This window comes from Streptomyces chumphonensis (assembly GCF_014779715.1).
GTDB lineage: Bacteria > Actinomycetota > Actinomycetes > Streptomycetales > Streptomycetaceae > Streptomyces > Streptomyces chumphonensis.
Genome location: NZ_JACXYU010000016.1, coordinates 107,826 through 119,567, shown reverse-complemented (window position 1 = coordinate 119,567; position 11,742 = coordinate 107,826). Strand labels below are relative to the sequence as shown.

The 11,742-nt window shown below is 69.7% G+C and carries 12 protein-coding genes; 5 read left to right on the top strand and 7 right to left on the bottom strand.

Annotated elements, in window-relative coordinates; genetic code table 11:
• The coding region (locus tag IF129_RS23155; protein WP_191211742.1) for an arsenate reductase ArsC at positions 1 to 411 on the bottom strand (411 nt) is incomplete at its 3' end.
• A gap of 70 nt (positions 412 to 481) precedes the next feature.
• Here IF129_RS23155 and IF129_RS23150 point away from each other — a divergent pair.
• The gene (locus tag IF129_RS23150) at positions 482 to 796 is read left to right on the top strand and encodes an ArsR/SmtB family transcription factor (RefSeq protein WP_191211741.1); all 315 of its coding nucleotides are present in this window, start codon (positions 482 to 484) and stop codon (positions 794 to 796) included.
• Positions 793 to 1,905: an ACR3 family arsenite efflux transporter gene (arsB, locus tag IF129_RS23145; RefSeq protein WP_191211740.1), complete on the top strand. Its 1,113-nt coding sequence runs from the start codon at positions 793 to 795 to the stop codon at positions 1,903 to 1,905. The genes IF129_RS23150 and arsB overlap by 4 nt, the downstream gene beginning before the upstream one ends.
• A 155-nt stretch (positions 1,906 to 2,060) precedes the next feature.
• Here arsB and IF129_RS23140 read toward each other — a convergent pair whose 3' ends face one another.
• From IF129_RS23140 to IF129_RS23115, 6 genes are all read right to left on the bottom strand, one after another.
• Positions 2,061 to 2,750 carry an ATP-binding cassette domain-containing protein gene (locus IF129_RS23140; RefSeq protein WP_191211739.1) on the bottom strand — a complete coding sequence of 230 codons (690 nt, stop codon included), beginning with the start codon at positions 2,748 to 2,750 and terminating at the stop codon, positions 2,061 to 2,063.
• Complete coding sequence (pstC, locus tag IF129_RS23135) at positions 2,738 to 4,549, bottom strand: phosphate ABC transporter permease subunit PstC (RefSeq protein WP_191211738.1); 1,812 nt, start codon at positions 4,547 to 4,549, stop codon at positions 2,738 to 2,740. Before pstC ends, IF129_RS23140 begins: the two co-directional genes overlap by 13 nt.
• Positions 4,550 to 4,552: 3 nt before the next feature.
• The gene (locus IF129_RS23130) at positions 4,553 to 5,503 is read right to left on the bottom strand and encodes a phosphate ABC transporter substrate-binding protein (protein ID WP_191211737.1); all 951 of its coding nucleotides are present in this window, start codon (positions 5,501 to 5,503) and stop codon (positions 4,553 to 4,555) included.
• Positions 5,504 to 6,147: 644 nt separating this feature from the next.
• Positions 6,148 to 6,864, bottom strand: coding sequence for a CTP synthase (locus tag IF129_RS23125; RefSeq protein WP_191211736.1), 717 nt, complete (start codon positions 6,862 to 6,864; stop codon positions 6,148 to 6,150).
• Between the two features lie 139 nt (positions 6,865 to 7,003).
• Positions 7,004 to 7,900: a permease gene (locus IF129_RS23120; protein ID WP_318153900.1), complete on the bottom strand. Its 897-nt coding sequence runs from the start codon at positions 7,898 to 7,900 to the stop codon at positions 7,004 to 7,006.
• Positions 7,881 to 8,255 carry an ArsR/SmtB family transcription factor gene (locus IF129_RS23115; protein WP_191211735.1) on the bottom strand — a complete coding sequence of 125 codons (375 nt, stop codon included), beginning with the start codon at positions 8,253 to 8,255 and terminating at the stop codon, positions 7,881 to 7,883. Before IF129_RS23115 ends, IF129_RS23120 begins: the two co-directional genes overlap by 20 nt.
• Before the next feature lie 700 nt (positions 8,256 to 8,955).
• On the opposite strand from IF129_RS23115, the gene IF129_RS23110 reads away from it, so the two are divergent.
• Genes IF129_RS23110 through IF129_RS23100 form a run of 3 tightly spaced genes read left to right on the top strand, consistent with a single transcriptional unit; the run spans position 8,956 to position 11,742 of the window.
• Complete coding sequence (locus tag IF129_RS23110; RefSeq protein ID WP_318153899.1) at positions 8,956 to 10,041, top strand: ABC transporter ATP-binding protein; 1,086 nt, start codon at positions 8,956 to 8,958, stop codon at positions 10,039 to 10,041.
• Positions 10,038 to 10,961, top strand: a complete 924-nt coding sequence (locus IF129_RS23105; protein WP_191211733.1) for a 2-aminoethylphosphonate ABC transporter permease subunit — start codon at positions 10,038 to 10,040, stop codon at positions 10,959 to 10,961. Before IF129_RS23110 ends, IF129_RS23105 begins: the two co-directional genes overlap by 4 nt.
• Entirely contained in the window at positions 10,948 to 11,742 is a 795-nt protein-coding gene (locus IF129_RS23100; RefSeq protein ID WP_191211732.1) for an ABC transporter permease, read from the top strand. Before IF129_RS23105 ends, IF129_RS23100 begins: the two co-directional genes overlap by 14 nt.

Sequence of the window (11,742 nt, the reverse complement as noted above, 5' to 3'; positions counted from 1 at the left end):
TTCGGTGCCCTCCTGGGCGATCTCGGCGATGAGGTTCTCGATGCGGGTCTTGATCTCGTCCCGGATGGGGCGGACGGCGTCGACGCCCTGTCCCGCCGGGTCGTCGAGCTTCCAGTCCAGGTAGCGCTTGCCGGGGAAGACGGGGCAGGTGTCGCCACAGCCCATCGTGATGACGACGTCGGAGGCCTTGACCGCGTCCACCGTCAGGACCTTCGGCGTTTCCGCCGACATGTCGATGCCGACTTCGCGCATCGCCTCGACGGCGGCGGGGTTGACCTCGTCGGCCGGTGCCGATCCGGCCGAGCGGACCTCCACACGGTCCCCGGCCAGGTGGGTCAGCCAGGCGGCGGCCATCTGCGAGCGCCCGGCGTTGTGGACGCACACGAACAGGACGGAGGGCTTCTCGGGCATGACGGGTCTCTCTTGTCTCACGACGGAACCGGACTGGTATCAGCCCCGGGTGATGTGACAGTATCAGTCCATGATGACGTCAGTCGAGACTGACCTGATCCGGGTGATCGCTGACCCGCTCAGGCTCCAGATCGTGACCCTCCTGGCCCGCGAGACGCTGTGCACCAGCCACCTGGTCGAGGAGACCGGGGCACGGCAGACCAACCTCTCCAACCACCTGCGGGTGCTGCGGGAGGCCGGTGTCGTGGAGACCGAGCCGTGCGGCCGGTTCACCTACTACAAGCTCCGGCCCGACGTCATCGAGGCCCTGGCCGCCTCGTTCACCGAGCTGGCCGCCACCGCCCGCGCCACCCTGGACACCGCACGAAAGAGGTCCTGCCCGTGACCACCACGGACCCCAAGACGACCGCGCCCCCCGATGAGGAGGGCGCGGCCGTCGTCGGCAAGCTCTCCACCCTGGACCGCTTCCTGGCGGTGTGGATCCTGCTCGCCATGGCCGTCGGCCTCGGGCTCGGCCGGGTCGTTCCCGGCATGGGGGACGCGCTGGCCGAGCTGGAGATCGGCGGCATCTCCCTGCCGATCGCCCTCGGCCTGCTGATCATGATGTACCCGGTGCTGGCCAAGGTCCGCTACGACAAGCTGGACGCCGTCACCGGCGACAAGAAGCTCATGGTGTCCTCGCTGGTCATCAACTGGCTGGTCGGCCCCGCCGTGATGTTCGCCCTGGCGTGGATCTTCCTGCCGGACCTGCCCGAGTACCGCACCGGCCTGATCATCGTCGGCCTCGCGCGCTGCATCGCCATGGTCATCATCTGGAACGACCTCGCCTGCGGCGACCGGGAGGCCGCCGCCGTCCTGGTCGCGGTCAACTCCGTCTTCCAGGTCCTCGCCTTCGGCCTGCTCGGCTGGTTCTACCTCGACCTGCTCCCCGGCTGGCTCGGCCTGGGCGACGGCGAGCAGCTGGACATCTCCATGTGGACGATCGCGGTCAACGTGGTCATCTTCCTCGGCATCCCGCTGCTGGCGGGCTACCTCACCCGCCGCCTGGGGGAGAAGAGGATGGGCCGCGAGGCGTACGAGAGCCGCTTCCTGCCGAAGATCGGCCCCTGGGCGCTGTACGGGCTGCTGTTCACGATCGTCATCCTCTTCGCCCTCCAGGGCGAGACGATCACCGGCCGGCCGGGCGACGTCGCCCGGATCGCCCTGCCGCTGCTGGTCTACTTCGCGCTCATGTGGTTCGGGACCTTCGCCCTCGGCAAGGCGATCGGCATCGCCTACGACCGCACGGCGACGCTGGCCTTCACCGCCGCCGGGAACAACTTCGAGCTGGCCATCGCCGTGGCGATCGGCGCCTTCGGCGTCACCTCGGGCGAGGCGCTGTCCGGCGTCGTCGGCCCCCTCATCGAGGTCCCCGTCCTCGTCGCCCTGGTCTACGTCTCCCTCGCCTGGCGCCGGAAGTTCGCCGAACGCAGCCTGGTGACACCGGTGAGGTGACCTCGTCGCGCCGGCGGGTGGTGGCCGGTGGCGGGCTCGCGCCCGCCGCCGGCCACACCTGGTCGCCCTCCATGCGTCCCACACCTCTTCTCACGTGCCGGTCTTCTCACGTGCCGGCGGGGGGCCGCAGCCGCCCGATCCCCGCGTGCGGACGGTCAGGAAAGCGCGGCGCTCGGCTGTGCCTCGGCCAGGTGGCCGAGGTGCACCGTCCGGTCGCACAACCGCTCGACCTGCGACGTGTCGTGCGACACGAGCATGACCGTGCGGTGTCCCCGTAGCGCGGCGACCGACTCCTCGACGGTGTCGCGGCTGCGCTCGTCAAGGGCGCTGGTCGGTTCGTCGAGGAGCAGCGCGGCCGGGTCCAGGGCAAGGGCCCGCGCCAGACAGAGACGTTGGCGCTGGCCTGCGGAGAGGACCTGGGCCGACACGTCGAGACGGTCTCGTACTTCCTCCCACAGACCTGCCTCCTGTAGGGCCAGTTCGGCCCGCTCCCGTAACAGCTGTCGGGGCGCCCTCACCACGTGTCGGATGCCGAAGAGGGCGTTGTCCAGAATGCTGCCCCCGAAGACGACGGGCGTCTGCGGTACGAGCACGACCTTGGCCCTCAACGCGGCTTCGGCCCTGCCGTTCCGCACGGGGTCCCCCAGGACGCGCAGCTCACCCGTCCGGACGAGGCCGGTGGGCAGCAGGTCGACGAGGGCACGCAGCACGGTGGACTTCCCCGCGCCGGACGGGCCGCACAGACCTGTCGTCGATCCGTGCGGCAGCTCGAAATCGACCGGACCGACGAGCGTCTTGCCACCGATGCTCACCCGCAGGTCTCTCGCGGATATCACGCTGTCCATCGTTCTCCTTCCCGGCGGTTGCGCAGTGCGACCGCCGCACTGAGGAGTACCGCCGTGATCATCACCAGGGCGAGCGCGCTCGACCAGGCCTGCGTCATGCTCTGGGGGTCTCCGGAGTCCTGTGACAACGTGAAGATGTGGGTCGGGAGAGCCTGGATGGGGGAGTCCACCACCCCGCCGGGAAGCGCCGGAGCGCCGAAGAAGACGGTGGCGGTGAACAGCAGAGGTGCCGTTTCCCCGGCTGCCCGTGCCAGGCCGAGGAGAAGGCCGGTGATCGTGGCGGGCCAGGAATAGGGGATGACGACGGAGCGGATGTACTGGGACCGCGAAAGCCCCAGCGCCATCGCACTCTCCGTCAGTTCCTGTGGCATGCCCCTGACGCGTGCCGAGGTGGACAGGGCCACCACGGGGACGACGACGGGGACCAGAACCAGGGTGCCCGCCAGCCAGGAGCGCCCCCATCCCAGGGCGCCGGACAACAGGACGAAACCGGTCAGGCCCAGCAGGATGGTCGGAGTGCCGCCGACGACGACGGTCACCGTCTGGAGCAGCCGGGCGGTGCGGGCCGAGGCTCGGACACCGATCAAGACGCCGGCGCCGAACCCGAGCGGTAGCGCGATCAACCCCGTGGTCACCATCAGCAGCACGGTCCCCAGGATCTGGTCGCGGACTCCGCCCTCGGCGCTGCCGGATGCCGGGGTGAACCAGAACGCCGGATCGAATGCCGTGCTTCCCTTCGCCAGCAGGATGATGAGCATGGCGAACAGGAGCACGGCAGGAAGCGCGAGGGCGGCCAGCCGCAGCACGGCGGTGGCCCGGTCCTGCTGGACGCGTAGGGACGAGGCCGACCGGACGGTGGGCGGCTTCCCGGCCTCGTGCCGCCGGCCACCCACCCGGGTGCTCCACACCGTGGCAGCGGCCACGAGGGACAGGACCAGCACACCCAGGCCGCACAGAGCGGCGAAGTGCGGCCCCGAGGTGCCCGCCAACACCGGTTCTGGTCCGGCGAGTTTGGTGGTCAGAGTCTGCCCCGGACGGACCAGGGCGTCGAGAAGCCCGCCGATGCCGTCCGGGAGGCGGCCGTCTGCCCGTCCGACCACGAGGTAGACCGCGATGGCCTCGCCCAGTGCACGGGCGAGGCCGAGGAGGACCGCGGCTCGCATGCCGGTGCGGGCCAGCGGGAGCACCGCGGAGCGAATCACTTCGCGACGGGTGAGCCCGAGCGAGTATCCGGACTCGCGGTAGCGGTCGGGAACCGCGGAGAGCGCGTCGACACTCACGGCGACCACGGTCGGCACGATCATGATGGCGAGCACGATGCCCGCGGCCAGCAGGCTGTCGCCCCCGGGCACGTGCGCGACCGAGGAGATCAGCGGGCGGATGACCATGATGCCCAGCAGGCCGTACACGATGGAGGGGACGGCGGCGAGCAACTCGACACATGTGCGCAACGGCCGGGCCAGGCGTGGCGGCAGGTACTCGGTCAACGCGATCGCCGCGGCCCAGCCCACGGGGACGGCCAGGGCCAGCGCGAGGACACCGACCGCCGCGGTCCCGAAGATCATGGAGAGAGCGCCGAACGAGCCGTGCGCAGGGCTCCATTCAGCCGAGGTCAGCAGGGTGATCCAGTCGACGGTGCCGCCGGAGATGCCGCCGACGAGATAACCGCCGATGAGCAGCAGGATGGTGACCACGGATGCCGCGCCGGTGAGGGCCAGTGCCAGGACCCAGTGCGGTGGCCGGGGGCGCCGCGGCGTGGTCGGCGCGGTCGGGGGCCGTGCCCGCAAGGTGGTGGGCATCCGCTACTTCCCGAGTTCTTCGAGCGTCAGATAGCCGTGTCTGGTCAGGTGCTCCTGGCCCGTACCCGAGAGCACGTAGTCGATGAAGTCCCTCGCCCTGCCCTGAGGCCGACCGTCCGTGATGAGGTACAGGGGGCGCGTCATCGGGTAGTCCCCGGAGGCGATGTTCCCGGGTTCGGGGGAGACGCCGTCCAGCGTCACGGCGACGAGGTCGTCATGACCCTCGATGAACCCGGTGGAGAGCGGGGCGACGCTCCCGGGCGTCGACTTCAGCTTGCTTCGCGTCTCCAGGTTTCCGCCGACGATGGCGAAGTTGTCGGTCTCGGGGGGCGGCGGGGGCGTGGCCCCTTCGTAGAGGTAGGAGTCCAACGCCTCACGGGTGCCCCGGCCGGGTTCCTTGTCGTAGACGAAGACCTCGAGGTCGGGCCCACCCAGCTCCGACCAGTTGGTGATGTTTCCCTCGAAGAGGTCGCGCACCTGCTCCTTGGTGAGGTCGTCCACACCGGCGTCGGCCACTTCCCTGGTGGTGATCACGCCGACCGCGTCGGTGCCGATCTGCGTCGTGTGGAACGTGGTGTCCGGATGAGCCGAACGTTCCTCCTCGCCCAACGGCTTCGAACTCATCGCGATGTCGATCTGCCCGGCACCGAGCTGGGAGATTCCGCCGGCAGAGCCACCCTGCGTGGCAACGGTGGCCTCAAGACCCTGCTTGCGAAGGGATTCCGCGGCGTCCGCCGCCACGGGCGCCACTGTCGTGGAACCGCTGATGCTCAGGGCACTGGTCTCGGTGTCACCTCCGGCGCAGGACGCCAGTAACGAGCCGAGGAGGAGCACGGCGGCCGGGAGAGCGCGTCTGCGGAGCCGTCCGGCGTGTGGAGTCCCGGAGGTACCGGGCGCTGTGCTCACTGACGCGTGGTGTGCGGGGGGTACCAGGTTTGACGCATTGCGGGACATGCACGGTCCTCCTGGGGCAACGGGGGCCAACGCCAGGAGATATTAAACAAACGATGATTGATATGAGAACCCTCGGTGAAAAGACAATGTCGCTCCGCCTCCTCGCGGGACGGCACTTTCCGGCCACGTCGGCGCCCCCGCCGCCGGGAGCGCCGGGGGCCCGCGCGGCGTGTGCCGTGCGACTCCGGCCGCGCCCCGGGGCCCGGGCTTCGACTGCTTGGCCCGGACCGCGTGGTGGTGCTCAGGTGCGTCGATCCGACCGTCCGGGGCAGCCGGTGCGCCCTACGGGGTAGGGGCCTCCACCTCTCGGGTCCGGGGCGCTCGGACAGGGGGGCGTACCTGGCCTGATGAAGGATGCGGAACGGTCCCGTCCCGGGGTGGACCGACCGGGCGACGCGGTCGGTTCTGCCGCGGCCCGACCGTTCGCAGCCGACCGCGCGTGAGTGGGGCGAACGGCTGGGACGTAGGCGTCCGTTGAGGCGAGTGTTGGTCCGGATTCCGCGCTCGCGAGCGCCCCGGGCGGGCGGTTGAAACCCTCGTCCCCGGGGCGCGGCGTGGCCGGAATCAACAGCGGCCGAAAGGTGAACCACGGAAGGACCGATCGGGTCGAAGCCGGAGAGCGCGCGGGGCGCCCGTGCGGCTCCTCACGTCGCGACCGGACCGGTCTTGGCGGCATGCCGCGTGGCAGCCTCCAGGAAACGGGCGATGACGGGGTGCACCGAGGAGGCGGTGGAGGAGAGCTCCGGCTGGAAGAGGCTGGCGACGAAGAAGGGGTGCTCCTTCACCTCCAACGCCCGCGGGGCGCCGTCGGCGTCCCAGGCCACGAACTCCATGGCTCCCTCGACCGCGGCCTCCATGAACGCGCGGCTCAGCGACCACGAGCAGTGGAACACTTCCTGCACGTCGTCGGGGTGGCCGTAGATCGACGCCAGCCGGGACTCCCTCTTGACGGTGAGAGGTGCCTTCTCCCCGGTGAACGAGCACGTGAACGGTGTTGCCAGGGCCATGTAGCGATCCTGGTCCTCCACCACGCCCGCGACGTCGTCGACGCCGTTGGCCAGCGCGTTTCCTATCAGTGCGCTGAAGAAGCCGCCGCAGGTGCCGAGGAACGGGACGCCGGCTTCCCGAGCCACCCGAACGGCGTGCTGGGCGCCCGCCTCGTTCAGGTACGGCGCACCGGGCACCACCCATATGCCGTGGAAGCCCTCCAGGTCCGCCGAACCCGTGATCTTCTCCGTCGAAAGCCATTCGGCAGGGGTTCCGAGCTCGTCGAGCAGCGATTCGATCTTGGGATGGGCGGGTTCCGCGTGGTTGCCCTTGTCCCCTACCAGGGCGATGCGGAGCTCGATCACGCTGTCCATGCGTCCTCCTGTAGAACGTGTGTTCTCACCTGTGGTTGCGCTGGTCGTGCCGAGGTGCGAGGTGGGTGGTGTGTACTGTCCTGCTCCGGGCGCGTGGCCGCCGTCACGGCCCGACGCCAGGAGCCGAGGGCTCGCCGGGTCAGGCGAAGAGCGGAATGATGAAGCCCCCGGCGATGGCCATCAGCAGGATGGAGGCGACGAAGGTCGCCACGAGCCGCGGCTTGAAGATGGCCGTCAGCATGCTGACCTCGGGGATGCTCGCCCCGGCACCACCGATGATGAGGGCGAAGACCGCGCCGATCCCCATGCCGGCTTCCGAGAGCGCCAGGCCGATCGGCAGGGCGGCCTCCGTGCGGATGTACAGAGGGATACCGATCAGTGCGGCGACCGGAATGGCCGCGGGGTTGTCCGGTCCGGCGAATCCGGTCAGGAAGGACTCGGGTACGGCTCCGTAGATGAAGGCGCCGATGCTCACGCCCACCAGCAGGGGAAGGACCAGAGGACGGAAGTCCGACCGGGCCGAGCGCCAGGCGCCCGGCATCTCGGCGCGCAGTCCCTGCCAGGGCTCCTCCGCCTTCTCCCCCTCCACGCGCACGCGCTTGACGAAGCGCTCGAGTCCCAAGGCGTTCCAGCTCGCCGCGATCAGCAGGCTGCCGACGAAGGCGACGGCCGCGTAACCCAGCATGACCGGGAGACTGAAGATCACGGCCACCGCGGTCAGGATGATCGGGTTGAGGAGGGGGGAGGCGACGAGGAAGCTCGCCGCCGTGACGAACGGTACGCCCGCTTTGAACATGCCGGCGAGCATGGGCAGTGTGGAGCAGGAGCAGAAGGGGGTCAGGGCTCCGAGAGCGACGCCTTTGAGGGGCCCGACGACCGGGCCCCCGCCCAGCCAGCCCTGGATCCGCTTGGCTCCCACCCGCCGGTTGAACAGGGCCACCAGGAAGGAGATGGCGAGGAAGAGCGCGACCAGTTCGGCCGCGATGATTCCGAACGTCTGAAAGGTCTCGCCCCAGCTATTCACCCGGCCACTCACCCTTGCAGCAGGCGGCGGCGCCCTCGGGGGTCAGCGCGGCCAGGGAGGCGAGCCACCGCACCGGGGTGCCCAGTTGCTCGCAGCACAGCGTGTACACGTTGGCTCGGCCCCGTGGGGCGGAGGTGACCAGTTGCTGGTCGCGCAAGGTCGCCAGGTGGTGGCTGACCAACGTCTGGCTCAGGCCGGTCGCCTGCTGCAGTTCCTTGACCGTGCGGGAGTGCTCGGCGAGGAGAAGGGTGATCGTGAGTCGGTTCTCGTCGGCCAGGACCTTCAGCAGGGGAGCGAGCAGGCGTGCTCGGTCCCGATTCGAAAGCTCCGCCGGCGGCATGAGGCGAACGCCCAGTACTTCATCCATAAGACGATTGATATCAACAGTATTCATTGGTGTCAACTGAGCTGGGGGCGGTCGCGGCCGGAAGCCCGACGGGAGACGACCGCAACCACGCGTTTTCGGCCACCCGGTGCGCTGTGACGCGTCGCCGCGCGAGGGCCCGGCCTGTTGGGTGGTGGTTCCGCGGGTTCTCGGCGGCGGGCGCACTGCCTGGTGGTTCCCCGGCGCGGCGGTCTTCCGGCCGTTGCGGAGATGCGCTACGGCGAGTGGTTCAGGAGGGGCGGGGCGCGCGTGCGCCGTGGCTGACGCCCGTCTGTACAGCACCTACTGATCCATGAATGATGGCTGATGCATCGCTGGTGAGAGGGGCGACAGATCGAAGGGGACGGTCAGGCGCGGCTGGCTGGGAACAGCGTGGCGCCCGGCGAGTGGCACAGGGGGACGTGCCGTGTCGAAGGACAGGCCGCTCGTCCCCCGGCCGGCTGGGTCTCCGGGCTGCCGGGCCTTCTCCGTGCCGCTGTGCGGGGTACCACCACCACGTCCGGATACCCCACCGGCCCTCGGCCGAATCGCGCCCTCCCGCATCACACGAGGTACAGCCCGTCGTCTTGATCCAAGGGGAATCGTGTCCACTTTCGTCAGACACAGGCCGGCGCCCCCCGCACCACACGGGGGTAGCGGCGGCGGCCGGCTCCGCTCAGGCATACGCTTCGAGTCCGTCTCCGTGGCCTACGGAGCCACCACGGTCCTGGACTCACTCGATCTGACCCTCCTCCCCGGCGAGGTCATGGCCTTGCTCGGGCCGTCGGGCTCGGGCAAGACCACGGCGCTGCGGGCCGTCGCCGGGTTCGCCACCCCGGCGCACGGTCGGGTCTACATCGGCGGTGAGGACGTCACCGGGCTTCCGCCGCATCGCCGGGGCATCGGGATGGTGGTCCAGCAGTACGCGCTCTTCCCGCACATGCGGGTGTCGGACAACGTCGCCTTCGGCCTGCGCGCTCACAAGACGCCTCGTGCGGAGATCCCCGCCCGCGTCCGGGAAGCGCTGCGCATGACGGGGATGGAGGACTTCGCGCGTCGCTACCCCAGAGAGCTGTCAGGCGGTCAGCAGCAGCGGGTGGCGATCGCGCGAGCCCTGGCCATCCGGCCCCGCGTCCTCCTGCTGGACGAACCCCTCTCCGCGCTCGACGCCCAGCTGCGCTCGGGAATGCTCGCGGAACTGGCCCGGCTGCACCGCGAACTCCCCGACGTCTCGATCCTCTACGTGACCCACGACCAGGTCGAGGCACTCACCCTGGCCGATCGCATCGCGGTCATGAGGGACGCACGACTGGTCAGTTGTGGAACGCCCCAGGAGCTCTACCGCGAACCGGGCAACGACTTCACGGCCACATTCCTCGGCGGCGCCAATCTCCTTCCGGTCGTGGTCCGGGCACACGCTCCGGACGGACGGGCCGAGGTCGACCACCACGGCACCACACTGCTCGTCACCGCTCCGGAGATCGTCTCCCCGGGAGTCGACGTGCTCGCGTGCATCCGACCCCACCACCTGAGCCTCACCGAGCAGCCGACGGGCAACGGCTTACGCGGCAGGGTCGCCGAACTGCAGTGGCGCGGCGCCACCCACCGGCTCTACCTGGACCTCGGCCCCGAGACCCTCGTCGTGGACGTCGCCGAGCTGCGCGACCCTCCCCGGGTCGGCGACACGGTCACGGTGACCTTCGCTCCGCAGGACGCCGTCCTGCTTCCCGACAAACCGGGCGACGACCTGCCAACGAGCCCGGTCCAGCGCGCGGGGCGAGTGCGGTGACGACCGCCGAGGCACCCCTCCCCGCTCCCCTTCCCCAAGCCGTCACCCGGCCGCCGTCCCCCCGCCCGGCCACCCGGCGTCGCACCTCACGCAGCGGCCTGTGGCTGTTACCGCCGCTCCTGTGCATCACTTTCGCGCTGCTCTACCCGTTGGCCCTGGTGGTGTGGGAATCCTTCTCCCCCGAGACGGGCGCGCCGTCCCTGGAGGTGTACCAGTCCACCTTCGACTCCCAGGCCTTCCGCAGCGCCGTGTTCACCACCGTGTACATCGGGCTCGGCGCCACGGCGGGATGCCTGCTCCTCGGGTTCGGCCTCTCGCTGGTGATCGCCTTCGTCCCCTTCACCGGCTCCCGCCTCATCAGCCGGTTCATCGACATCTTCCTGTCCTTCCCCTCCTTCCTCATCACCCTCGCGCTCGTCTTCGTCTACGGCTCGGCCGGCATGGTCAACGGCATCTGGTCCGATGCGACCGGGGCGTCCAACGGACCGGTGGACTTCCTCGCCACTCCCTGGGGCGTGCTCCTGGCCCAGATCACCTTCTTCACCCCGTTCGTGATGCGCCCTCTGTTGGCGGCCTTCTCCCAACTCGACACCTCACAACTGGAGATCGCGGCCTCCCTCGGTGCCCGGCCGGGGCGGGTCATCCGGCAGGTGATCCTCCCCGAGGCACGCCCGGCCCTCGTCGCGGGTGGCTCCCTGGTCCTCGTCATGAGCCTGAACGACTTCGGCATCGTGTTGTTCACCGGTGCCAAGGACGTGGTGACTCTGCCGTTGCTCGTCTACACCAAGGCGATCTTCGACTACGACTACCCGGCCGCCTGCGTCGTCGCCGTGGTCAGCGTCGTGCTGTCCGTGTCCCTCTACCTTCTCTACCGAGCCGGAACGCTCGGCGCGTCCGGAGGTCGCCGTGCTGGTACATAGCCCGCGGGCACGCGGACTGGTGCACGCCGGGTTCGCCCTCGTCGTCCTACCGGTCTTCGCCCTGCCCTTCGCCGTCGTCTTCGCCGCTTCCTTCTCGACCAACTGGAGTGGTGCCCTGCCCTCGGGGCCGACCTCCGAGCACTACGCCACGGTGACCTCCGGTGACGCCCTCGACGCGCTGACCACCTCGCTCCTCACCGCCGCGGCGGCTTCGCTGATCGCCCTGGTCGTCGGTACCTGGGCAGCCATCGTCGTCCACAGGATGACCAGGTTGCGGCGCCTGACCGACAGCCTGTTCATGCTGCCCGTGGCCGTCCCCTCCGTCGTCGTCGGCCTCGCCCTGCTGGTGGCCTTCAGCCGACCTCCCGTCCTTCTCAACGGCACACCGAGCATCGTCGTCATGGCCCATGCGGTCCTCGTCACCGGTTTCGCCTACCAGTCCGTGGCCGCCGCGCTCCTGCGCCTGAACCCCGTGTACGAACAGAGCGCGGCGAGTCTGGGAGCGTCACCGACGTACGTGATGTGGCACGTGAAGCTACCGCTGCTGCTTCCCTCGCTGAGCGGTGCCACGGCTCTGTGCTTCGCCCTGTCCATGGGGGAGTTGAGCGCCACGATGATGCTCTATCCGCCCGACTGGCTTCCGCTGCCCGTCGCCATCTACGCGGCGACCAACCGGGGGCTGGTCTTCATCGGGTCGGCGCAAGCGGTCCTGCTGATGACCACCACCCTTCTGGTCCTGCTGTTGCTCAACCGTCTGCGAAACAGAGCCTCCTACCGCTGA